Annotated in this window: 19 protein-coding genes and 1 pseudogene; 14 read left to right on the top strand and 6 right to left on the bottom strand. The window is 44.7% G+C overall.

Annotated features, from left to right (window positions below; all coding sequences use genetic code 11):
- Positions 1–5: 5 nt before the first annotated feature.
- Positions 6–824, top strand: a complete 819-nt coding sequence (locus BHV72_RS10320) for a tetratricopeptide repeat protein (protein WP_286855748.1) — start codon at positions 6–8, stop codon at positions 822–824.
- Between the two features lie 473 nt (positions 825–1,297).
- Here the strand turns inward: BHV72_RS10320 and recQ are convergent, their stop codons facing one another.
- Positions 1,298–3,103 (bottom strand): DNA helicase RecQ, encoded by a 1,806-nt coding sequence (recQ, locus tag BHV72_RS10315; protein ID WP_286855746.1) that lies wholly within the window; start codon positions 3,101–3,103, stop codon positions 1,298–1,300.
- A gap of 270 nt (positions 3,104–3,373) precedes the next feature.
- On the opposite strand from recQ, the gene BHV72_RS10310 reads away from it, so the two are divergent.
- The 8 genes from BHV72_RS10310 to hisS all read left to right on the top strand — a co-directional run bounded on the left by BHV72_RS10310 (position 3,374) and on the right by hisS (position 12,347).
- A complete protein-coding gene (locus tag BHV72_RS10310; RefSeq protein WP_005679660.1) occupies positions 3,374–3,838 on the top strand; it encodes a helix-turn-helix domain-containing protein in 465 nt (154 codons plus the stop codon).
- 95 nt (positions 3,839–3,933) lie between these two features.
- Complete coding sequence (locus tag BHV72_RS10305) at positions 3,934–5,982, top strand: dipeptidyl-peptidase 3 family protein (protein WP_005679657.1); 2,049 nt, start codon at positions 3,934–3,936, stop codon at positions 5,980–5,982.
- Positions 5,983–5,989: 7 nt separating this feature from the next.
- The gene (locus BHV72_RS10300) at positions 5,990–6,655 is read left to right on the top strand and encodes a DNA alkylation repair protein (protein WP_005679656.1); all 666 of its coding nucleotides are present in this window, start codon (positions 5,990–5,992) and stop codon (positions 6,653–6,655) included.
- A gap of 163 nt (positions 6,656–6,818) precedes the next feature.
- Positions 6,819–7,307, top strand: a complete 489-nt coding sequence (locus BHV72_RS10295; RefSeq protein WP_005679654.1) for a Fur family transcriptional regulator — start codon at positions 6,819–6,821, stop codon at positions 7,305–7,307.
- Positions 7,304–8,575, top strand: coding sequence for an adenylosuccinate synthase (locus BHV72_RS10290; RefSeq protein ID WP_005679653.1), 1,272 nt, complete (start codon positions 7,304–7,306; stop codon positions 8,573–8,575). Before BHV72_RS10295 ends, BHV72_RS10290 begins: the two co-directional genes overlap by 4 nt.
- Before the next feature lie 101 nt (positions 8,576–8,676).
- A complete protein-coding gene (locus tag BHV72_RS10285; RefSeq protein WP_122350671.1) occupies positions 8,677–9,981 on the top strand; it encodes an alpha-L-fucosidase in 1,305 nt (434 codons plus the stop codon).
- 117 nt (positions 9,982–10,098) lie between these two features.
- Positions 10,099–10,779, top strand: a complete 681-nt coding sequence (locus tag BHV72_RS10280; protein WP_005681676.1) for a zinc metallopeptidase — start codon at positions 10,099–10,101, stop codon at positions 10,777–10,779.
- Positions 10,780–10,982: 203 nt separating this feature from the next.
- Positions 10,983–12,347, top strand: a complete 1,365-nt coding sequence (gene hisS, locus BHV72_RS10275; RefSeq protein ID WP_005681675.1) for a histidine--tRNA ligase — start codon at positions 10,983–10,985, stop codon at positions 12,345–12,347.
- Between the two features lie 90 nt (positions 12,348–12,437).
- Here the strand turns inward: hisS and BHV72_RS10270 are convergent, their stop codons facing one another.
- The 5 genes from BHV72_RS10270 to BHV72_RS10250 all read right to left on the bottom strand — a co-directional run bounded on the left by BHV72_RS10270 (position 12,438) and on the right by BHV72_RS10250 (position 20,243).
- Complete coding sequence (locus BHV72_RS10270; RefSeq protein WP_286855740.1) at positions 12,438–14,975, bottom strand: alpha/beta hydrolase family protein; 2,538 nt, start codon at positions 14,973–14,975, stop codon at positions 12,438–12,440.
- Between the two features lie 88 nt (positions 14,976–15,063).
- Positions 15,064–16,290 (bottom strand): [FeFe] hydrogenase H-cluster maturation GTPase HydF, encoded by a 1,227-nt coding sequence (hydF, locus tag BHV72_RS10265; RefSeq protein WP_286855738.1) that lies wholly within the window; start codon positions 16,288–16,290, stop codon positions 15,064–15,066.
- Positions 16,287–17,708 carry a [FeFe] hydrogenase H-cluster radical SAM maturase HydG gene (hydG, locus tag BHV72_RS10260; protein WP_286855736.1) on the bottom strand — a complete coding sequence of 474 codons (1,422 nt, stop codon included), beginning with the start codon at positions 17,706–17,708 and terminating at the stop codon, positions 16,287–16,289. The genes hydF and hydG overlap by 4 nt, the downstream gene beginning before the upstream one ends.
- A 38-nt stretch (positions 17,709–17,746) precedes the next feature.
- Complete coding sequence (hydE, locus tag BHV72_RS10255; RefSeq protein ID WP_022041537.1) at positions 17,747–18,793, bottom strand: [FeFe] hydrogenase H-cluster radical SAM maturase HydE; 1,047 nt, start codon at positions 18,791–18,793, stop codon at positions 17,747–17,749.
- Positions 18,774–20,243, bottom strand: a complete 1,470-nt coding sequence (locus BHV72_RS10250; RefSeq protein ID WP_149882739.1) for a 4Fe-4S dicluster domain-containing protein — start codon at positions 20,241–20,243, stop codon at positions 18,774–18,776. The genes hydE and BHV72_RS10250 overlap by 20 nt, the downstream gene beginning before the upstream one ends.
- A gap of 140 nt (positions 20,244–20,383) precedes the next feature.
- Between BHV72_RS10250 and BHV72_RS10245 the strand changes: the two genes are divergently transcribed.
- The 5 genes and pseudogenes from BHV72_RS10245 (at position 20,384) to BHV72_RS10225 (ending at position 24,663) form a co-directional block, all read left to right on the top strand.
- Positions 20,384–20,551, top strand: a complete 168-nt coding sequence (locus tag BHV72_RS10245; RefSeq protein WP_005679639.1) for a hypothetical protein — start codon at positions 20,384–20,386, stop codon at positions 20,549–20,551.
- Positions 20,552–20,620: 69 nt separating this feature from the next.
- A complete protein-coding gene (locus BHV72_RS10240) occupies positions 20,621–21,169 on the top strand; it encodes an NUDIX hydrolase (RefSeq protein WP_022041535.1) in 549 nt (182 codons plus the stop codon).
- A gap of 462 nt (positions 21,170–21,631) precedes the next feature.
- Positions 21,632–21,904 (top strand): annotated as a pseudogene (locus BHV72_RS10235) (co-chaperone GroES); the annotation flags it as partial.
- A 42-nt stretch (positions 21,905–21,946) separates the two neighbouring features.
- A complete protein-coding gene (groL, locus tag BHV72_RS10230; protein WP_005679634.1) occupies positions 21,947–23,584 on the top strand; it encodes a chaperonin GroEL in 1,638 nt (545 codons plus the stop codon).
- Between the two features lie 161 nt (positions 23,585–23,745).
- Positions 23,746–24,663 (top strand): tyrosine-type recombinase/integrase, encoded by a 918-nt coding sequence (locus BHV72_RS10225; protein ID WP_286855730.1) that lies wholly within the window; start codon positions 23,746–23,748, stop codon positions 24,661–24,663.
- Positions 24,664–25,068 lie beyond the last annotated feature (405 nt).

Here is a 25,068-nt window from a genome sequence, read left to right as displayed (position 1 = left end):
ACCGTATGGTAAGAATTATTATAGCGTTGCTGTTCTGCTTTCCGGTTGCGTTGAGTGCGCAAACCTATCAGCAGTTGTCCGAGAAAGCGATAGAGTGTATTGAGAAGGACAGTTTTCACCGGGCGGAAGAACTGTTGCTCCAGGCATTGAAACTGGAACCGAAGAATGCGAAAAATGCGTTGCTCTTTTCCAATCTGGGCTTGGTGCAGCGTCGTCTGGGCGAGTATGACAAGGCACTCGAATCCTATTCTTTTGCATTGAACTTCGCTCCGTTGGCAGTCCCGATTCTGCTCGACCGTGCCGCTATCTACATGGAAACGGGGCGGACGGACCGTGCTTATACTGACTATTGCCGAGTGCTTGATGAAGACAAGCAGAATAAAGAGGCTTTGCTGATGCGTGCCTATATCTACATCCTTCGTAGAGATTATCCTGCTGCATGGATTGATTATAACCGTTTGCTGGAACTTGACCCGCAGAGTTACAGCGGCCGCCTCGGACTGGCTACTCTGGAACAGAAAGAGGAGAAATTCCGTGAGTCGCTCGACATCCTGAATAAGATGATCGTAGAGACTCCGGAGGACGCTACGCTCTACGTTGCCCGCGCCGATGTGGAACGGGATATGAAGCATGAAGACCTGGCGCTGGTCGATTTGGAAGAAGCTATTCGCCTGAATGCTTCTTCGGCTGACGCATATTTGTTGCGCGGTAACATTTACCTGATGCAGAAAAAGAAAGCGCTGGCGAAAGCCGATTTTGAGAAAGCTATTTCTTTGGGCGTACCGCCTGCCGATCTGCACGAACAACTTCAGCAATGTAAGTAATGTGCAGTTTATGCCAAATGCCTTTTGAAAGTAAACGGATGAAAATAATGCCTTAAAAACTTGACTTTGGCTTTTGGATATAGTATCTTTGTATAAGTAATAATAAGATATCATTTGATTTTAATTGAGATAGAATAGGGGGGCGATTGCCTCCCTATTTTTGTATCTGCCCGTTTCTACTCTGCCGGATAGAGCCTCTGTTTCTCCTTATCAGAGCCTCTATTTTATAGAAACGGAGGCTCTGTTTACCGGAAATAGAGGCTCTGTTTAAACCGTTCACAAGGCACCTCATTACCTTTTACCCCTAGGCAGACCGTTGCTCGTCTTCCTTCTTATGCCTATACACCCCGGGGATGAGGGGGAGAACAGATGAGAGGAGCTGATTCCTTCACTGTCCTTTCGTTTCCTCCCCTTCCTTGTTAATAATATGTAAACTTGCTCTTGACAAGAAATGGATTTTTTTCAACGGATTGTCAGACGAACTGCCGAATCAGATTTACGAAGTTCTTTCCGTATTTTTTCTTTTTGTATTCACCGATACCACTGATCGAACCGAATTCTTCAATGGTGGTGGGGCGGGAAATACAAAGCAAATGTAATACTTTGTCTGACAGAACAATGTAAGCGGGAAGTGCTTCCTGGTCGGCAAGCTGCTTTCTTAATCCGCGCAACGCTTCAAACAGATCTTCGCTTTCTGTCCCCGGCAAACCGAGTGGTAGTTCTTTTGTAACCACTATTTTTTTCTTTTTCCCTTTGCTTGTTGAAACTTCTTCACGATGAATGACGACGAGCATGGCTTTTGTTCTTCCGAATAAAATATCGCTTCCGCTTGGCGTAATTTTGAGATGATTGTTCTCATTATACGCAATTTCGAAATAACCGAGTTGCAGCATTTGAAGCAGGTAATCCTGCCAGTCGCGTGGTGGAATCTCCCGTCCGGCACCGAAAGTCTTTAGTTCCTGATACCCTTTTCCGGTCACTTCCGTCGAATAACTTCCACGAAGAATGTCAATCAATACGCCTGTACCGATCTGCTGTTCAGTGCGTGCAATGGCGCTCAATGCCTTTTGTACAATGACAGTCCCGTCGAACCGTTGCGGAGGGTTCTTGCAGACGTCACAATTACCGCAGTCCTCCGTCGCCGTTTCACCGAAATAGCTCAATAAGATTCTTCTCCGGCAGATATCGGCTTCTGCGTACTGTTGCATCCGTTGGAGCTTTTCCAGGTTAATGCTTTGCTGGTTGCTTTCTGTGGCAAACTTGGTCAGTAGGATCAGGTCGCCCAGCGAATAGAACAGAACCGTGTCGCTCGGCAACCCATCACGTCCGGCACGCCCGATCTCCTGATAAAAACTTTCGATACTTTTGGGCAGATTATAATGAATGACCCAACGCACATTTGATTTGTCGATTCCCATACCAAAAGCAATCGTGGCGCATACCACCTGAATGCGGTCATTGATAAAATCATCCTGTGTCTCGTCCCGTTTCTGTGCGGACAATCCGGCATGATAGACTCCGCACCGGATTCCCTGCTTTTGCAACATCTGCGCCACGGTCTCCGTTTTGCTCCGGCTCATACAGTAAATAATCCCGCTTTCTCCGCTGTGTCGGTTGATAAACTCCAGAATCGCCTTGTTCTTTTCTTTTGCCTGAAAGCCTCGTTTGACAGTCAGGCTGATGTTCGGCCGGTCGAAAGAAGAAATAAAGGTACGGGGGTGAACCAGATGCAGTTGGCGGACAATGTCTTCGCGGGTGATTTTATCCGCAGTAGCGGTTAATGCAACGATCGGTACTTGCGGGAATTGTTGGTGGAGCATTCCCATTTGCGTATATTCCGGACGGAAGTCGTGTCCCCATTGGGAAATGCAATGAGCCTCGTCAATAGCGAACAGTGAGATATGCATATCCCGCAGGAGATAGTCTTTTTCTGCCAGTAACTTTTCCGGTGATATATAAAGCAGTTTCAGGCGGCCTTCGATACAGGCGCGGCGCAGGTTGGCGTTTTCCGTTTCATCGTTGCTGCTGTTCAGCGCTCCGGCGGCAATGCCGTTGGCCTGCAATGCTTCCACCTGGTCCTTCATCAGTGAAATGAGGGGAGAAACCACGACAGCCGTGCCTTCGCAAAGCAGTGCCGGCAGTTGGTAACAGATGGACTTTCCTCCGCCGGTGGGCATTAATACCAGTGCATCCTGCCTGCTCATAATATGACGGATAATTTCTTCTTGCAAGGGACGGAAACTATCGTAACCGAAATATGTTTTTAGAGTTTCTCTCATTGACGATTATTTAAATTTGCTGCAAAGGTACGTTTTTCTTTCACAACTTGCGTTATGTATAGATTTCAGTTTCTAAGATGAATTATATAAAGGTTAAAGTTTCTTATTAATCAAACCAAATCTCTCTTTTTCAAGGTTTTTGATTGTTTATTTAGAAAAAAAATGCACAAAATAATTGTGTGTTTAAAAAAAAAGTAAGACATTTGTAACATCTAAGGTTGCAAATGAGCAATTATTAACAAAAAGAACAAACCCTAACCAGTTAATTCAATGAGTGATTTAGAGAACAAAAAAACGGAGGAAACTCCTAAAAAACGTCCCTACAATTTGAGGGAAAAGAAAGAAAAGAAGGCTGCTTACAGGTCTTTAATCAGACCGGAATTGGCAGATGAGTTGTATGACAAGATATTGAATATCATTGTTGTACAGAAAAAGTACAAGGATCCTGACTATTCAGCAAAGGATTTGGCGAAAGAATTGAAAACGAATACTCGTTATCTTTCTGCAGTAGTTAACTCTCGCTTTGGCATGAACTATTCTTGTCTGTTAAATGAATACAGAGTAAAAGATGCTTTGCATTTATTGACGGATAAACGTTATGCCGACAAAAATGTGGAAGAAATTAGCGCTATGGTTGGCTTTGCAAATCGTCAATCTTTTTACGCTGCATTTTACAAAAACATAGGTGAGACTCCTAACGGTTATCGCAAAAGACATTTGGAAGATAAAAAGTAATTGCGCTTTCCGAAACTGACCAAAAGGAATTACCTCTGAATGAAAGATTTTGGAGATAATTCCTTTTCTCATTTTAATGAATCAATATCAGCATTATGAAAAAACATCTTATTTCAATGGCGGTGACCGCTGCGCTTTTATCATCGTGCGGAGGAGCCAAAACAACAACTGCTGAGGCAGATAAATTTGATTATACAGTGGAACAATTTGCAGACTTACAGATATTGCGTTATAAGGTTCCCGGATTTGAGGAACTGACGCTGAAACAAAAAGAACTGATTTACTACCTGACAGAGGCTGCTCTGGAAGGACGGGACATCTTATTCGATCAAAATGGAAAATATAATTTGAGAATCCGCAGGATGCTCGAAGCAGTATATACGAACTATCAGGGAGATAAAACTACTCCCGACTTCAAGAATATGGAAGTTTACCTCAAAAGGGTATGGTTCTCCAATGGTATTCACCACCACTACGGTACAGAGAAATTTGTGCCCAACTTCTCGCAGGATTTTCTGAAACAGGCTGTGCTTGGCATTGACGCCCAATTGCTTCCGTTATCAGACGGACAGACTGCCGAACAACTTTGCGCTGAACTGTTCCCCGTGATTTTCGACCCGGCTATCATGCCGAAGCGGGTGAATCAGGCTGACGGTGAAGACCTTGTGCTGACCTCCGCCTGCAACTACTACAACGGAGTGACGCAGAAGGAAGCCGAAGACTTCTACAATGCAATGAAAGACCCGAAGGACGAGACTCCGGTGTCGTATGGCTTGAACAGTCGTCTGGTGAAAGAGAATGGAAAGTTGGAGGAAAAGGTATGGAAAGTAGGCGGACTTTATACGCAGGCGATTGAGAAGATTGTCTACTGGTTGAAGAAAGCGGAAACTGTTGCTGAGAATGAGGCGCAGAAAGCGGTTATCAGCAAGTTGATCCGGTTCTATGAAACGGGTAACTTGAAGGACTTTGACGAGTATGCAATTCTTTGGGTGAAGGACCTTGATTCGCGGATTGACTTTGTGAACGGGTTTACCGAAAGTTATGGCGACCCGCTGGGCATGAAAGCCAGTTGGGAATCGTTGGTTAATTTCAAGGATATCGAATCTACTCACCGCACGGAAATTATCAGCAGTAATGCCCAGTGGTTTGAAGACCATTCTCCGGTGGACAAAGCTTTCAAGAAAGATGAAGTGAAAGGTGTATCGGCTAAAGTAATCACTGCCGCTATCCTTGCCGGTGATCTTTATCCGGCGACAGCGATTGGTATCAACCTTCCGAATGCTAACTGGATTCGTGCGCATCACGGATCTAAATCCGTGACTATCGGAAATATTACCGATGCTTATAACAAAGCTGCTCATGGCAATGGATTCAACGAAGAATTTGTATACAGCGACGCGGAAATAAAACTGATTGATACTTATGCCGATCTGACGGACGAGCTTCATACGGATTTGCACGAATGCCTTGGACACGGTTCCGGCAAATTGCTTCCGGGAGTGGACCCTGATGCTTTGAAGGCTTATGGTTCTACGATCGAAGAAGCCCGTGCCGATTTGTTCGGACTTTATTATGTAGCCGACCCGAAACTGGTGGAACTGAAACTCCTTTCTTCTCCCGATGCTTATAAGGCTCAATATTATACTTATTTAATGAACGGGTTAATGACACAGTTGGTACGCATCGAACCGGGAAATACTGTTGAGGAGGCTCATATGCGTAACCGTCAGTTGATTGCCCGTTGGGTGTTTGAGAAAGGTGCTGCCGATAAAGTGGTCGAAATGGTGAAGAAAGACGGAAAGACGTATGTCGTAATCAATGACTACCAGAAAGTGCGTGAACTTTTCGGCGAACTGCTGGCTGAAATCCAACGTATCAAGTCGACCGGTGACTTTGAGGGTGCGCGTGCATTGGTAGAAAATTATGCCGTGAAAGTAGACCCGGTTCTTCACGCTGAAGTATTGGAACGTTACAAGAAACTGAATCTGGCTCCTTACAAAGGTTTTGTGAATCCGAAATACGAACTGGTGACGGATGATAATGGAAATATTACGGATGTCACTGTGGATTATAGTGAAGGTTATGTAGAGCAAATGTTGCGTTACAGCAAGGATTACTCTCCATTGCCTTCGGTAAACAACTAATCGAAATATGGATATTAAAGAACAATTAAAAGATATCAAAACACAGCTCCGTCTCTCTATGAACGGGGCTGTGTCCCAAAGTATGCGTGAGAAAGGGCTGCTCTACAAACTCAATTTCGGTGTAGAACTGCCCCGTATCAAGATGATTGCCGAAGGCTATGAGAAGAATCATGACCTGGCGCAAGCCTTGTGGAAAGAAAATATCCGCGAGTGTAAGATCATGGCTGCCATGCTTCAACCGATTGATACCTTTTATCCGGAGATTGCGGACATCTGGGTAGAGGATATTCAAAATATCGAAATAGCTGAGTTGACTTGCATGAATCTTTTTCAGCATTTGCCGTATGCCCCTGCCAAATCTCTTCACTGGATTGCGGATGAACAGGAATATGTGCAAACCTGTGGTTTCCTGACTGCCGCCCGTCTCCTGATGAAGAAAGGCGATATGACGGAACGGGCCTCAGGCGAATTGCTCGACCAGGCAATCTGTGCAGTTCATTCCGAGAGTTATCACGTGCGTAATGCGGCGTTGCTGGTGATCCGCAAGTATATGCAGCATAACGAGGAACACGCTTTTCAGGTGTGCCGGTTGGTAGAAGGAATGGCCGATTCTGAGGTAGAAGCGGAGCAGATACTTTATAATATGGTGAAAGAAGAGGCTGCAGATTTATAATATAATAAGACTATGATTGTATAAGGTGATAGGGGGACGGACTTGACCATAACTTTATCACCTTATTATTTAATAACAGATAACATTGTATTTTCTTTTAGAGGAATTTCTTTTGCTTTCCGCAAAAAAGGCTTAACTTTGTTCGCGCTAATTTTGGCTGATAATGGAAACTCAAAATGTGAAAGATACAGTAAGGCAGATATTCACGGAATATCTCACGGCGAACGGGCATCGTAAGACTCCTGAACGCTACGCCATACTCGATACTATCTATTCTATTGACGGCCATTTCGATATAGATATGCTCTATTCGCGGATGATGGACCAGGAGAATTTCCGGGTGAGCCGGGCGACTCTCTACAATACTATTATCCTTCTTATCAATGCGCGGCTGGTTATCAAGCACCAGTTCGGCACTTCCTCCCAATACGAAAAATCATATAATCGCGAGACACATCATCACCAGATATGTACTCAGTGCGGTAAAGTGACCGAGTTTCAGAACGAGGAGTTGCAGCATGCCATTGAAAATACAAAATTAAGCCGCTTTCAACTTTCGCATTACTCCTTATATATATATGGTATATGCAGCAAGTGCGACAGAGCTAACAAACGGAAAAAAGTAAATAACAACAATAAAAAAGAAAAATGAAAGTAGATGTTCTATTAGGATTACAATGGGGCGACGAAGGTAAAGGAAAAGTAGTCGACGTATTAACACCTAAGTACGATGTGGTTGCTCGTTTCCAGGGCGGCCCGAATGCCGGTCACACACTTGAGTTTGAAGGACAGAAGTATGTGCTTCGTTCTATCCCTTCCGGTATTTTTCAGGGAAACAAGGTAAACATCATCGGTAATGGTGTGGTACTTGACCCGGCACTGTTTAAGGCAGAAGCAGAAGCGCTTGAAGCATCAGGGCATCCGCTGAAAGAACGTTTGCACATCTCAAAGAAAGCGCATCTCATTCTTCCGACACACCGTATCCTGGACGCTGCTTACGAAGCTGCCAAAGGAGATGCCAAAGTGGGAACTACCGGTAAGGGGATTGGTCCTACATATACGGATAAAGTAAGCCGTAACGGTGTCCGTGTAGGTGATATCCTTCATAATTTCGATCAGAAATACGCTGCTGCAAAGGCTCGTCACGAACAAATCCTGAAAAGCCTGAACTACGAATATGATCTTGCTGAACTGGAAAAGGCATGGTTGGAAGGTATCGAATATCTGAAACAGTTCCATTTTGTAGATAGCGAACATGAAGTAAACAATCTGTTGAAGGACGGAAAGAGTGTTCTTTGTGAAGGTGCACAAGGTACTATGCTTGATATCGACTTCGGTTCGTATCCGTTTGTTACTTCTTCCAATACAGTTTGTGCCGGTGCCTGCACCGGATTGGGCGTAGCTCCCAACCGTATCGGAGAAGTTTACGGTATCTTCAAAGCATATTGTACTCGCGTAGGAGCAGGTCCTTTCCCGACTGAACTGTTTGATGAAACAGGAGACAAGATGTGTACGCTGGGACATGAGTTCGGTTCGGTTACAGGTCGTAAGCGTCGTTGCGGTTGGATTGACCTCGTTGCGTTGAAATATTCCGTTATGATAAACGGGGTTACCAAATTGATTATGATGAAGAGCGATGTGCTCGATACTTTCGAAACAATCAAGGCTTGTGTAGCTTACAAAGTTAACGGTGAGGAAATTGATTACTTCCCATACGACATCACTGAAGGGGTGGAACCTGTATATGCAGAACTTCCGGGCTGGCAGACGGACATGACGAAGATGCAGAGCGAAGATGAATTTCCCGAAGAATTCAACGCATATCTGACTTTCCTCGAAGAACAACTTGGCGTACAAATCAAGATTGTATCCGTAGGACCGGACAGAGCGCAGACTATCGAACGTTATACGGAAGAATAACATTTGTTCTATTATATTTTGGGAAGGCGGAGATTGGACAAACTCCGCCTTTCTTGTTCAAATCTTTGTTGCTTAGTATGGACACAAATAATAAATGCCTTATGAAAACACGTTTTATTTCTTTTCTTTTATTACTCGCCATGAGTTGTGGGGCTTTTGCCCAGTCTTCCTATCAGCCGACAGAAGAAAACTTGAAAGCACGGGAAGAGTTTCAGGATAATAAGTTTGGTATTTTCCTTCATTGGGGACTGTATGCAATGCTTGCTACCGGTGAATGGACTATGACAAATATAAATCTGAATTATAAAGAGTATGCCAAACTGGCAGGTGGATTTTATCCATCCAAGTTTGATGCGGATAAGTGGGTGCAGTCTATCAAGGCTTCGGGAGCCAGATATATCTGTTTCACGACCCGTCACCACGAGGGTTTCTCGATGTTTGATACCAAATATTCGGATTATAATGTGGTGAAAGCTACTCCTTTCAAAAGAGACATTGTGAAGGAGCTTGCTGCTGCCTGTGCCAAACATGGAATCAAACTTCATTTCTACTATTCGCATCTCGACTGGGTGCGTGAAGACTATCCCTGGGGACGAACAGGGCGTGGAACGGGGCGGCCGGATTCAAAAGGAAACTGGAAAAGCTATTATCAATTTATGAATAACCAGTTGACGGAATTGCTTACGAACTACGGTCCCGTAGGTGCTATCTGGTTCGACGGCTGGTGGGATCAGGATCAGAATAAAGACTTTGATTGGGAATTGCCCGAACAGTATGCTTTGATTCATAAGCTCCAACCGGGGTGTCTGGTCGGAAATAATCATCATCAGATGCCTTTTGCCGGTGAGGATATTCAGATCTTCGAACGTGATCTGCCGGGTGAGAATACGGCAGGGCTCTCCGGACAGGATGTAAGTCACCTGCCGCTGGAAACTTGTGAAACGATGAATGGGATGTGGGGGTATAAGATTACCGACCAGAACTATAAGTCTACCAAAACATTGATTCATTATCTGGTGAAGGCTGCCGGCAAGAATGCCAATCTTCTGATGAACATCGGTCCTCAACCTGACGGAGAACTTCCTGCAGTGGCAGTACAACGTTTGCAAGAGATGGGCGAGTGGATGAAACAATACGGAGAGACAATCTATGGAACACGTGGCGGTGTGGTTGCGCCTCACGATTGGGGAGTGACTACACAGAAAGGGAACAAACTCTATGTGCATATTCTGGATTTGAAAGATAAAGCATTATTCCTGCCTTTGACAGATAAGAAAGTGAAGAAGGCGGTTGTATTTAAAGATCAGTCTCCGGTTCGCCTTACCAAAACGAAAGCGGGCGTTCTGCTGGAATTTGCGGAAGTCCCGAAAGATATTGACTATGTGGTAGAACTTACGATTGACTAATTTTTAGCTAATTCTTCATAAAAGCACGGGGAAACTATTCTGACATTGATAGTTTCCCCGTATTTTTGGCAAACAATTTGTTTATAGATATAGAGTAATAATTAAAACGAAAAGTATATGATGTCTTATTGGGTATTATTTATTGGAATTGCCGTAGTAAGTTGGCTGGTGCAGATGAATTTGCAGAACAAATTCAAGAAGTACTCCAAGATCCCTACCGGCAATGGCATGACAGGACGCGACGTGGCTTTGAAGATGTTGCATGACAATGGAATTTATGATGTACAAGTAACACATACTCCGGGACGATTGACCGACCACTACAATCCTGCAAATAAAACAGTGAATTTGAGTGAAGGTGTGTATGAAAGTAACAGTATCATGGCGGCTGCCGTAGCTGCACACGAATGTGGGCACGCTGTTCAGCACGCACGTATGTATGCGCCGTTGAAAATGCGTAGCGCATTGGTCCCGGTAGTGAGCTTTGCGTCTTCTATCATGACATGGGTGTTGTTGGGAGGTATTTTATTGCTGAATACATTCCCTCAGTTATTGTTGGCAGGTATTATATTGTTTGCCATGACTACATTGTTCAGCTTTATCACCTTGCCGGTGGAAATCAATGCAAGTAAGCGTGCACTCGTTTGGCTGAGTTCATCCGGGATCACCAACTCGTATAATCACAGACAAGCTGAAGATGCACTTCGTTCCGCTGCATACACTTATGTAGTAGCTGCGTTGGGTTCATTGGCTACGTTGATTTACTACATTATGATCTTCATGGGTAGAAGAGACTAAAAACTTCTCCATAAAATATAAAAGAGTGCCTTCTTAGTCCGCATTAGGATTCTGGAAGGCACTCTTTTGTTTGTCATACATTATCATATATTCGGGTTTTGCACAACTTAGGGTAGAATGTTGACGATTTTTTCAGATATATGCAAGTGTTGCTCGGAAATTTGCAGTAAATTTGCGCAATTAAAATTATAAACAGTAATATTATGGCAGCAAAACCAAGTATTCCTAAAGGAACTCGTGACTTCTCGCCGGTAGAAATGGCGAAGCGTAATTATATATTCAATACGATTCGTGACGTATATCATCTTTATGGTTTCCAGCAGATAGAAACTCCATCTATGGAAATGCTTTCTACACTCATGGGAAAGTATGGAGATGAAGGCGACAAACTTCTTTTTAAGATTCAGAACTCGGGAGATTATTTTTCCGGTATCACTGACGAGGAATTGTTGAGCCGTAATGCAGCAAAGCTGGCAAGCAAATTCTGTGAGAAAGGATTGCGTTATGACTTGACTGTACCTTTTGCCCGTTATGTAGTGATGCACCGTGACGAAATCACGTTCCCTTTCAAACGCTATCAGATTCAGCCGGTATGGCGTGCCGACCGTCCGCAGAAAGGGCGTTATCGTGAGTTTTATCAATGTGATGCGGATGTGGTAGGTAGTGATTCGTTGCTGAACGAGGTAGAACTGATGCAGATTGTTGATACTGTATTCAGCCGTTTCGGTATTCGTGTATGCATCAAGATTAATAATCGTAAGATTCTTTCCGGTATTGCCGAGATTATCGGTGAAGCTGATAAGATTGTCGATATAACCGTAGCCATAGATAAGCTGGATAAGATCGGTCTGGACAACGTGAATGCCGAACTGAAAGAGAAAGGGATCAGTGATGAGGCTATTGCCAAATTGCAGCCTATTATTCTTCTTAACGGCACGAATGCGGAGAAACTGGGCACATTGAAAGAAGTGTTGTCAGCCAGTGAAGTAGGATTGAAGGGAGTGGAGGAAAGTGAGTTTATTCTGAATACATTGGAAACAATGGGGCTGAAGAATGAAATTGAACTTGACCTGACATTGGCCCGCGGATTGAACTACTATACAGGGGCTATTTTTGAAGTGAAGGCGTTGGACGTACAAATCGGCAGTATCACAGGCGGTGGACGCTATGACAATCTGACCGGAGTATTCGGTATGTCGGGGGTATCCGGTGTCGGTATCTCTTTCGGTGCAGACCGTATCTTCGATGTGTTGAACCAGCTCGAACTTTATCCGAAAGAAGCTGTGAACGGAACAGAAGTGTTATTCATCAATTTCGGTGAAAAGGAAGCGGCTTTCTCTATGGGTGTTTTGGCAAAAGTGCGTGCAGCAGGTATCCGTGCCGAAATCTTCCCGGATGCCTCCAAGATGAAAAAACAAATGAGCTATGCCAATGCGAAGAATATTCCGTTTGTCGCTATCGTAGGTGAAAACGAGATGAATGAGGGCAAAGTTATGCTGAAGAATATGGAGACAGGGGAACAGAATCTTGTTTCGGCAGAAGAATTGATTGCTGCTGTAAAGAGATAAAAGAACATTGATTATAAAAAGATAAGGTGCCGTTGACATTCGATCAGCGGCACCTTATTATTTGGGAATAGTACTCCTGTTTACCGGGAGTTACAAATGACGTTCGGGATACATCTCATTCCACCATTCCGGGCGATCCTGCAGCCAGCGGGCAAACCATGCCATAATAGAATTGTGCCATTTGATACGCTTGTCGTAATCTGAAATAAAATGATTCTCACCGTCTACTGTGATGAATTCAACAGTCTTTCCTAATATCTTCAAGGCATTGAAAAGCTGTATACTTTCACCTATGGGTACATTGGTATCTACGGTTCCGTGCAACAATAGCAATGGGGTGTTGATCTTGTCAGCATTGAATAAAGAGCCTTGTTTGGTAAACAGATCCGGGTTTTTCCAGGGGTAGCTGTCGGCGGCGGCAATCGCATTGTATGAATAGCCCCAGTAACCTTCTCCCCAATAGCTGGTCACATCGCTGATACCTGCATGAGACACGGCAGCGGCAAAGATGTCAGTTTGAGTTTGCAGATACTGCGTCATGAATCCTCCGTAGGAAGCACCGAGACATCCGATTCGTTTTTCGTCTACAAACGGGTGTTCCTTGCAGAACTGTTTTGTTCCTTCAATAATATCGTCAGCAGTACGTTTTCCCCACGCGTTGACGTGGCGTGCAGAAAATTCCTGTCCGAAACCGATAGTACCGCTAGGCTGAATCACATACACTACATAGTCGCGTGAAGCGAACAGTTGGGCACAATACGGATTACTGATGCCACGTGTCGTAGGAGTGGTTCCGCCATAGTAATAAACAAGCATCGGATACTTCTTATTCGGGTCGAAGTTGGGCGGCAGACACATCTTTCCGGTGATTACCGTTCCGTCCGAGGCCGTAAAGTTCCACGGTTCGGTTTTACCTAATTCTATCTGGTCGAGAATTGGCTTCAATGGGTCGGCCAGTAACCGGGAAGTTTTTTTCTTCATGTCATACAGATAGGCAACTCCGGCATTATGGTCGGATTGACCGATATAAGCGGCGATTCCCGGATTGTATTCCGATAAGGTGAAAGCACTGGTAACATCCGTTTCCAGGTTCAACTTCTCAAAACTGTTGTTTTTGGGCGAGTAGCGATAGATGTTCTTGCAGTCGCCATCGTCCGTATTGAAATAAATGCATCCGTCCCCGCGATTCCATTGCAGAGGGCTGACAGTCGGGTTGAAGTCTTTAGTAATCGGCTGTATCTTGCGGGTAGCCAGGTCCATGATAAATGCCTGTGTGTCGAAATCATTGGCAATAGGATGATTACCGCAATTCTTTCCGATTCCGCCGAAGGCCTCGGGACTTGCTGTAAGCAATAACTGCTTGCCGTCCGGTGAATAGCTGGCACCTCCCAGGAAGCGTTCGTCGTGGAAAAGAGTGTCAACCTTCAACGTTTCCAAATCTACCAGGTAGAGAGAAGACAGAGAGAACGGACGTTGAGTGATGTTTTCTTTCGATGTACTATATATCATAAATTTCCCATCGGGAGAAATATCCTGTAAGTAAGTGCTATGGTTACCATAAGTCAACCGTTCGGAAACACCGTTGGCTATGTTATATTTAGCCAGGAAGCTTCGTCCGCGAGTGTTGGGAATACGGTCTGCCGGGCTGACGATACGGCGGAGAGCACCTTGTTCTTTTTCTCCTTCTTCTCTGGGGTAATAGATCAGGAAGTCTTCGTTGGGCGACCATGTAAAGCCCTGTTCGGGAATCCCTTTCAAGAGAGTTTCTTCGTTCAGTGTAGCAGGGTCGAGCGTGATAACGTCATTTCCGCTAAGCGCTGTTACGGTATAATAGAGTTTGTCGCTTTTGGGCATCCAACGCATACCGTCTCTTGCATTATCCAAAAGAACCTTTCCGGTTTTCAGCTCCGTGAGCTGACAGTATGTACGCGAGCGTTTGGCAGCATGGTTGTTCCAATAACGGGTCAGCAGGTATTTTCCACTCGGAGAGATCGCAACGGAGATAACACGGTTGCCGTACACTGTATTATCCAGTGAAAAACGCTTCTTTGCATTCGGATCTAGTGTGCAGGCGATATCCTTGAATTTATTGTCCTTGATAAACTCGCATTTCAGGGTAGGAGCAGCTTTGTCTTCTGCGGTGGAAAGCAATTTGATTGTGATTTCATAATCTCTTTCCGGTTCCAGAGTAAGAGCTATATCCCGAGAGGAGGCAGAACTGATACTATCTTCGGCGGCGTCCTTTGTCTGCTTGGAAACTTCGTCGATAAAGACTTCCCAGCGGACGGGAGAAGTAACTTTCAATTTTCCTTTCAGGAAACGTTCCGCCCTGATCTGTGTTTTAAGTACATAAATCTTGCTGTTTTTGTCAGCCTTATCCAATGTTAGATACCCTGCCGTGTCAACGGTCAGTGATTGCAGGGGCGCATCAGGGAGGTCGAGTACTACTGGAGTTTTAAGCAACATCTTGGTTGAATGCTTTTCTCCTTTCGGGTTGATACTGTCGTTCATGATAGGTGTACGAACCTCAATAGCGTCGCGGACTTTGTATTGTGTCACTCTTTCCTGTGCCTGGAGAGTGAGTCCGGTCAACAGAAAAATGGCTAAAGCCACTTCTTTCTTTTTCATGTGTTGTGTATTAAATTAAATAATATGATTAATTAGGTAGCAAATGTAAACTTAATGTTCTTAGTATACAACCAAAACAGCTCTTTTTTTAGTATTCAATCCGATCTAGTATCCCATTGAGGAAAGCAATGGCTACTCCATAGTTTGTCATGGGAATATTTTGCTTTCGGGCTAACTCGATACGGCTGAGTACATATTTACGGTTGAACATACATGCCCCACAGTGAATCACTAAAGAATAAGGTGTCAGGTCTTGTGGAAAGTCTGTTCCGGCCACGATGTCTATTTGCAGTTTCTCACCGATACGTTTTCTCAGTAAGCGGGGAAGTTTTACCCGCCCGATATCCTCGGAAAGAGGGGCATGGGTACAAGCTTCGGCTATTAGCACACGTGATGATTCGGTCAGCATCTCAATAGCGGCCGCACTTTTCACATAATAATGAATATCTCCCTTATATCCGGCGAAAAGCACAGAAAAGGACGTAAGTTTGCTCTCTTCCGGTTTTTGCTCGTAGACTGTTTTGAAAACCTGCGAATCCGTAATAATCAATTTGGGAGGATGAGCAAGGGCGTGTAATGTTTCCGGCAACTTGTCGGTGGTACAGGTGGCAATCAGACATTTCTTGTCCAGCAATTCACGAATCGTCTGTACTTGCGGCAGGATGAGCCGGCCTTTGGGAGCCTGTATGTCCTGTGGCATTACGAGAAGTACGAGGTCATTCTCTGCGACTAACGTTCCGGTGATACTTTGCTGGCCGAAATCCGGAGGGAGTTTTTCCAGTATAGTCCGGCGGATCTGTTCGATCCCTGTTTTCTCTTTTGCACTGATTAGGACAGGAGTATCTCCGAAACTTTCTCTGACTTTGATAGCCAACGCCTGTGAATCTTTCCGTATATCTGTTTTGTTTATCAGCAGAATCGTCGGAATCCCTTTAGCCTTTAACTGTTTCAGCCAGTAAAGTTCTTCTGTAAAATCGGGCTCCTTTGTCTCCTTTGAAAGCTCGGCAGACGTATCGCCTCCACAAAATAAGATAGCCATATCTGTTTTCTCTACCGCTTTCCATGTGCGTTCAATACGCATTCGCCCAAGTTCGCCTTCATCGTCGAATCCCGGTGTATCGATAAACAGGCACGGTCCGATCCCATGAATTTCCATGGCTTTCGCTACCGGGTCGGTGGTTGTTCCCGGAGTATCCGAGACGAGCGCAGTGTCCTGTCCTGTCAAAGCGTTGATAAGAGAAGACTTGCCACTGTTTCGTCTGCCGAAAAGAGCTATGTGAAGCCTGTTGGCGTTAGGGGTATCTGTTAAACTCATAATCGAAAATCTCTTTTGCCTTCGGCGATTGCTTTTAAGTTACGTATGGCGATTTCTCTGATTTTGGGATTCGGAATATGTTCCGTTTCCTTTTCAATCAGTTTCAGCCCTTTTTTCCGGGTGTCTTCGGAGGCATAATCTTCCAGATACTCTTTCAGTGTCATTAAGGCATTCGGGGCACAGCAGTTTGCTATCTGTCCGGATTTGACGAGCGACATGAAACGGTCGCCCGTTCTTCCTTCGCGGTAACAGGCAGTACAGAAGCTGGGGATATGCCCGAGATCGAGCAGCCAGTTGACAACCTCGTCCAGTGTCCGTGTGTCACTGACATCGAACTGTGCGGAATTGTTCTCCGGCAGTTCTCTTTCCGCATACCCTCCGACACTGGTACGCGAACCGCCGCTGATTTGTGAAATGCCCAGTTCGAGGACCTTCTTGCGTGACTCCTGTGATTCGCGGGTCGAAATAATCATTCCGGTATATGGAACGGCTATCCGGATAACGGCTACAATCTTACTGAATATCTCGTCCGAGATAGCATTGGGGAAATCCCCTGCATCAATATCATCTGCCGAGCAGATGCGCGGAACGCTGATCGTATGCGGACCTACGCCGAATCTGGCTTCCAGATGTTCGGCGTGCATCAGCAGTCCGGTAAAGTCATAACGGTATGTATTCAGTCCGAAGAGAACGCCTACCCCTACATCGTCAATACCCCCTTCCATAGCACGGTCCATGGCTTCCGTGTGGTAGGCATAGTTGCTTTTCGGTCCGGTGGGGTGGAGGGCTTCGTAGTTTTCTTTATGATAAGTCTCCTGGAACAATATATAAGTGCCGATGCTTGCCTCTTTCAACCGGCGGTAGTTTTCTACCGTAGTGGCTGCAATATTTACGTTCACCCGACGGATAGCCCCGTTTTTATGTTTGATACCGTAAATCGTCCGGATAGATTCCAGAATATATTCTATCGGATTCAGGGTGGGATGTTCTCCTGCTTCGAGTGCCAGGCGCTTGTGCCCCATATCCTGTAAGGCAATCACTTCCTGACGGATCTCTTCCTGTGTCAGTTTCTTGCGGGCAATCGTTTTGTTCTTGGCATGATACGGGCAGTAGGTACAGCCGTTGACGCAATAGTTCGAGAGGTACAGCGGTGCAAACATTACGATACGGTTGCCGTAAAACTTTTGTTTGATTTCTTTGGCGAGATGAAAGATGTGTTCTATCAGATCGGGCTGGTCACATTCCAATAGGACGGCTGCTTCCCGATGTGTCAGTCCTTTACATAGAGCAGCTTTTTCAATCAGTTGTTCAATCAGTGCACGGTTGTCTTTGTTGGTCCGTGCATATTCCAGTGTTTCCAGAATTTCTTCATGGTGGATGAATTCTTCTGCTTCAGGTGAATCTACTTTGTATGTCATAATCTATTCTAAACTTCTAAGTTCCAACTAACTGACTTCTAACTGTCAACCGTTTTAAAATCTCCTCTGGAGAAAGAAATCTCATAGCCGATGTTATGTAATTGTTGTTGCAATATCCTGATTCCTTCTGCCGATTCAGCTCCGAGGGAGGCTTTGTTATTATATAAGGTATACTTTTTCCGTTCCTCCTGTGGCGACAGATTGGGCATGACTACATTTGCTCCTGCCAATATCCCCCGTTCCCGTCCGTCGGGAGTCAGTGTAGCCAGAGCTGTTGTCGATGGAATCAGTGCCGAAGGGTGCATCAGGCGGAAGATAGACAATAAGAGCAGTGTCTGTTCGAGCGTTCCGCTGGAATATCGGGCAAAAGGCGTATCCTGATGAGGCAGAAAAGGACCGATGCCGATCATTTCAGGACGGAGTTTTTCGATAAACAGAATGTCTTGAATCAGATGTTCTACAGTCTGTCCCGGACTACCGACCATAATTCCCGTTCCGGTTTGATACCCTGTTTCTTTTAAGTTTTGCAGGCATTGCAGGCGTTGCTTGCCGGACATTCCGGCAGGGTGCAGTTGGCTGTAATGCGTCGCGTCGTAAGTTTCGTGCCGTAACAGGTAGCGATTGGCTCCGGCGTGAAAGAAACGTTCATACGCTTCGCGTGACTTTTCGCCGAGTGATAGCGTAATGGCACAGTCCGGATAATGCCGCCGTATGGCGGCAACGATTGTCTCTATGCGGTCGTCCGTCAGTGCAGGATCTTCTCCCCCTTGCAGGACAAAAGTCCGGAATCCCAGTGCGTATCCTTGTTTGCAGCAATCCAGAATACTTTCCGGACTCAGCCGGTAACGTGCTACGTGCGGATTACCTTTCCGGATGCCGCAGTAATAGCAGTTGTTCCGGCAGCAATTACTTATTTCAATCAGTCCACGGATATAAATCCGGTTTCCGAAATGCCGGAGGCTGACCTCCCGTGCCTGTTCGTTAATGATTCGCAGGGAGTCCGCGTCACATCCGGTCAACAGTTGTCGGAATTCTTCGGGTCGAAGAGTTCTTTCCTGCCGTAGTTTATCTATCCATTGTTTCATAGCTCTCTTTTCGTTTGAGCAGCTCTTGTGCCAGTTGGCGACGTCCCGAAACAATGTCATTGTGCGTGCTCGGTCCGGTGATACAACCACCTTCGCAAGCCATGACTTCAATAAATTGTCCGGCTGCCTTTCCGGTCTTGGCACAGGCACGCAGCAGGGCTATGTTCTTCTTATTGATATCCGACACTTGGATCGCGTTTATCTTTTCCGCTTCTTCTTTCAGGTATGCTTTGACAGCTCCCATTACACCGCCGGCTTGTGCGAAACCGTGTGCTTCGCGGACGGAAGTATGCAATATGGAGAAAGCCTGTGTCTGCTCCAGTTGGATGTCCAACCCGTCAAGAATGGAACCCACCTCTTCGAATGTCAGGATATAATCTACGGCCTTGTCGCGGCGCACCTCTTTACGTTTGGCTACACATGGACCTACGAATACGATTTTTGCATCCGGGTGCTTCTCCTTGGCGATCCGTGCCGTGTAATACATCGGCGAACCGGTGGTGGAAACGTATGGTTTCATCCCCGGAATATGTTTTTCTACCAGTTCGATGTAAGAAGGGCAGCAGGAAGTAGTCATGAAACTCTGTCCTTTTTCCAACTTCTCCAGTAATTCGTGTGCTTCGTTGCTGGTAGTCGACATTGCTCCTTCGGCCACTTCAATCACATCGGTAAATCCTATTTCTTTAAAAGCTCCATATACTTGTTCGATCGAAGTCTTGAACTGCCCGAGGATAGACGGAGCAATAATAGCCACCATTTTCTCTCCTTTACGGATTCGTTGCAAAACGTCGAATGTCTGTGAAATCTCGAAGATAGCACCGAACGGACAAGCATTCATGCACTTTCCGCAATATATACATTTGCTTTCGTCGATATGCTCTATTCCGTGTTCATCTTTACTGATAGCTTTCACCGGACAGGATTCTTCGCAAGGCACAGGAATATAGACGATGGCATGATACGGGCAACTCTTATGACAGATACCGCAACTGATACACGTCTCATGGTCGATCATTGCCTGACCGTTTTTCTTGAAACGTATGGCATCTTTGGGGCAGTTCATATAGCAACTACGGGCCACACATCCGCGACAAAGGTTGGTTATTTCATAATTAATCTGTATGCAGGAAGAACACGCTTCGTCAATGACGCACATTATATTTTCTTTATCCGGTTCGGGACGGCTCAATGCTTGCTGCGCATATTCGGAGAGAGGAGTTACTTCGTCATGTTCGTCTGTCATGTCCAGTCCCATTAGGGGGAACATCTTGTATCTCCACACGGCTCGTTCTTTGTGTACACAACAGCGTCCCAGAGGCTTTGACTTGCGTGGGCTCAATTCAATAGGTAGCCGGTCTATTTTTTCTACTAACTGGTCGTTTTTCCAGAGTCTTACAAGGTCAGCCAGCAACTTGTGCCGGACAATCATAATGTTATTCGTAAATGCCATATTGTAATTAAGGGGTTGTTAGCGGATGCAAAGATACGAACACTATTTCAATATTTAAGCTTTTTGAAACATTCTTGTAAATTTTTTGTAGCCTTTCTGCGTTATCTTTGCAGTAGGTAAAATTAAGAGGAGGAAGAGGTATGAATAGCAGCATTTTAGAACAAAGAAACCGTTTCGCTTTGATTGGTGTACTAATGACTATTGTCAGCCTGATGTTTTTATTCTATATGGGAAGTTCTTTGGTCAGTTCGACTAAGAAATATCTGGAACAGATCCGGATGATAGAGATAACTTGTGTGGACGAATAAAAGAGAAAGCTGTAAAGCAGGATATCCGGAGGAAATCATTACTTTTGCCGGAAGAAAACAAGAAACCTTATGGAAGAGAAAAACAAAGCATGGAAAACGGTGAGCAGCAAATACCTGTTCCGCCGCCCGTGGCTGACCGTTCGTTGTGAAGATATGTTGCTTCCCAATGGAAATCATATCCCCGAATATTATATTCTTGAATACCCCGACTGGGTAAACACGATTGCCATAACCAAAGAAGGAAAATTTGTATTTGTCCGCCAATACCGTCCCGGCATCGGCCGGACTTGTTATGAACTTTGTGCCGGTGTGTGTGAAAAGGAAGACGCTTCGCCATTGGTATCCGCCCAACGCGAATTATGGGAAGAAACCGGCTACGGAAATGGCAACTGGCAGGAATATATGGTGATTTCCGCCAATCCGAGCACTCACACCAATCTGACGTATTGCTTCCTTGCAACCGATGTGGAACTCATCGACCACCAACATCTGGAAGCTACCGAAGATCTTTCCGTGCATCTGCTCACCTTGGAAGAGGTGAAACGGCTGCTGGATAACAACGAAATCATGCAAGCGCTGAACGCTGCTCCGCTATGGAAGTATATAGCTAGTTTATAGCTTTCGCATACATACATTCCCTTCACACATAATCAGGAGGTGTGGGCTGCAAAGTTCAGACCTCCTTGTTTGTTTTCCTGGAGACATATAGATAAGTTTCACTTCATCCTTTGCAAACTTCCTCTGTATAGAGCTTAAAGTTGCTCTTGCTTTATCATAATCTATAAACGAAACTTCCGTTTATAAAAACGCAACTTCCGTTTTAAGTCTGAAACGGGGCGGAAAGAACTTTGTGGTAAAGGGAAGGGAAGTTTGCGCCCTACGGGGAGTAACTTCTTTGTTAATACTATGAAGGTAGGGTAGTGGTAGCTCTCTCTTTTTGCCATAAGAGGTGAACTGTCAGTCATTTTGTCAGTCAATTTCTGCCAAACAATCATTCTTTTGCTTTGGCACGCTTTTCGCAATGTCTTTAACGGTTCGCCTGCAGAACAGGCGGGTGACAATTAATATTATAATGTATAACTAAAATATAAACCATTAGCAGACAGAGTGCTTATCCTCCCTGCACCTGCAGAAGAAAAAACAATTGGTGGTATCATTATTCCTGATACAGCAAAAGAAAAACCTTTGAAAGGTGAAGTTGTGGCAGTAGGTCACGGTACGAAAGATGAAGAAATGGTATTGAAAGTAGGCGATACAGTTCTTTATGGTAAATATGCCGGAACAGAACTTGAAGTCGAAGGTACTAAATACCTTATCATGCGTCAGAGCGATGTTCTCGCTGTTTTGGGTTAATAAATGTAGTAAATAATCAATCATTAAATTGTAAATATCATTATGGCAAAAGAAATATTATTCAATATTGACGCCCGTGACCAATTGAAAAAAGGTGTCGATGCTTTGGCAAATGCAGTAAAAGTAACTCTTGGTCCGAAAGGACGTAACGTTATCATCGAAAAGAAATTCGGTGCTCCGCACATCACAAAAGACGGTGTGACAGTAGCAAAAGAAATCGAACTGGCAGACGCTTACCAGAATACAGGTGCACAACTAGTGAAGGAAGTTGCTTCCAAGACTGGTGATGATGCAGGTGACGGTACAACAACTGCAACCGTTCTCGCTCAGGCTATCGTAGCTGAAGGATTGAAGAACGTGACTGCCGGTGCTAGCCCAATGGATATCAAACGTGGTATCGACAAGGCTGTTGCCAAAGTGGTAGAATCAATCAAATCGCAAGCAGAAACAGTAGGTGACAACTACGACAAGATTGAACAAGTGGCTACCATATCTGCAAACAATGATCCGGTGATCGGTAAATTGATTGCTGATGCAATGCGTAAGGTTTCTAAAGACGGTGTTATCACTATCGAAGAAGCAAAAGGTACTGACACTACAATCGGTGTAGTAGAAGGTATGCAGTTCGATCGTGGTTATCTGTCAGCTTACTTTGTGACAAATACAGAGAAGATGGAATGTGAAATGGAGAAACCTTACATTCTGATCTACGACAAGAAGATTTCTAACCTGAAAGATTTCTTGCCTATCCTCGAACCGGCTGTACAGACTGGTCGTCCTCTGTTGGTTATTGCAGAAGATGTAGATAGCGAAGCATTGACTACTTTGGTAGTAAACCGTCTGCGTTCTCAGTTGAAGATTTGTGCTGTGAAGGCTCCGGGCTTTGGCGACCGTCGCAAAGAAATGCTGGAAGATATCGCTATCCTGACAGGTGGTGTGGTTATCAGCGAAGAAAAAGGATTGAAACTGGAACAGGCTACTATCGAAATGTTGGGTACTGCCGATAAGGTAACAGTTTCTAAAGATTATACTACAATCGTAAACGGTGCCGGTGCAAAAGAAAACATCAAGGAACGTTGCGACCAGATCAAAGCTCAAATCGTTGCTACTAAATCAGACTACGACCGTGAAAAATTGCAGGAACGTCTGGCTAAGTTGTCAGGTGGTGTAGCTGTTCTTTACGTAGGTGCTGCTTCTGAAGTAGAAATGAAGGAAAAGAAAGACCGAGTAGACGATGCATTGCGTGCAACTCGTGCTGCTATCGAAGAAGGTATTATCCCGGGTGGTGGCGTAGCTTATATCCGTGCTATCGATTCTCTCGAAGGCTTGACGGGTGACAATGCTGACGAAACAACAGGTATCGGTATTATCAAACGTGCTATTGAAGAACCGCTTCGCGAAATTGTAGCAAATGCCGGTAAAGAAGGTGCGGTAGTTGTTCAGAAAGTACGTGAAGGTAAAGGCGACTTTGGGTACAATGCCCGTACGGATGTTTACGAAAACCTACACGCTGCCGGTGTAGTAGACCCTGCTAAGGTTGCTCGTGTAGCTTTGGAAAATGCAGCTTCTATCGCTGGTATGTTCCTGACTACCGAATGTGTCATTGTAGAAAAGAAGGAAGACAAACCTGAAATGCCAATGGGCGCTCCCGGAATGGGAGGAATGGGTGGAATGATGTAATTCCGGTTTCCTATTAGAGAATATAAAGAAAGAAGAACCGCTTTCCCTGATAAAGGGAAGGTGGTTCTTTTTTTGTGTTCCCAAAACATCTCATTCTCCGATTTGTTCGGTTATTGGAATACTTGTATATTTATTGTCTAATTTATTAATAAAATCGTGAGATGTCAAAAGTATTAGGATTTATGAAGCAAGTGGCCCGTGGGCTGCAAGTGGAGGGAAACTTTGGAACTGCTCATGTCATTATTGCTTATCGTGGGAAAGATGATTTTGCCTTCAATGAGGTAACTTCAGAGTGGTTAAAAGGGTTCGAAGTTTATCTTCGTAGTCGTGGGTGTAGCTGGAATACGGTTTCTACCTATCTTCGTACCTTTCGTGCCGTTTACAATCGTGCCGTCGATCTTCATCGGGCACCATACGTTCCGCATCTGTTCCGTTCGGTGTATACGGGCACTCGTGCCGATCATAAACGTGCCCTATGCGACGACGATATGAAGAAAGTGTTTTGTAAATTGTCGCAGTCTTCGGGTGTATCTCCGAATATGCGCCGTGCACAGGAACTGTTTATTCTTATGTTCTCGCTCCGTGGTATACCGTTTGTTGATCTTGCTTATCTGCGCAAGAGTGATTTGCGTGATAATGTAATCACGTATCGTCGGCGTAAAACAGGCCGTCCCCTGTCGGTGACGTTGACTCCGGAAGCAATGATTCTGGTAAAGAAATACATGAACCGTGATTCTTCTTCTCCTTATCTCTTTCCATTTTTGGAAAGCCGTGAAGGAACGAAAGAGGCGTATCGTGAATATCAGTTGGCGTTGCGCAGCTTTAATCAACAACTAATGTTGTTGGGAGAGTTATTAGGATTGGGTGATAAATTAAGCTCATACACTGCACGTCATACTTGGGCTACGACGGCTTATTATTGCGAAATTCATCCGGGTATTATTTCCGAAGCTATGGGACATTCGTCCATCACTGTAACGGAGACATATCTCAAGCCTTTCCGAAGCAAGAAAATTGATGAAGCAAATAAACAGGTTCTTGATTTTGTGAAGCGTTCTGTGATAGGATTAAATGCCTGATTATTATTCTGTTACTCTGTAGGTAACGGGAATAAATGACGGTGCAAATATGAGCATATTTCTTAAAACAACCAAACGAAATCACACATTTTTTCTAATAAACTACTTAAAAGCGGAACTAGGACAGATAAAACACGTGGATTCTTTGTATTAGGGCTTTGTTAACTTCTAAATATTGCATAAGATTTCCCTCCCCTCTGCCGCTCGTCAGAAGCAGGGGTAAAGAACTTTCATAATCTATCGTATCATTTCTCAGTATTGACTACTCTAAAAGAGCAGGCGCAAAGGTCTCTCCGTTACCTACAGAGTAACGGGCTGTCTATTATTGAAACTTAGTGTTTAATAATATATTATTAATGTAATTTTTAAGTAGTTATGAAAAGAAAATTTGTAAAAGTGATGTTC

The organism is Bacteroides sp. 43_46, from assembly GCF_001915455.1.
In the GTDB taxonomy this organism is placed as follows: domain Bacteria; phylum Bacteroidota; class Bacteroidia; order Bacteroidales; family Bacteroidaceae; genus Bacteroides; species Bacteroides caccae.
This window is presented reverse-complemented; position numbering and strand designations above follow the sequence as displayed.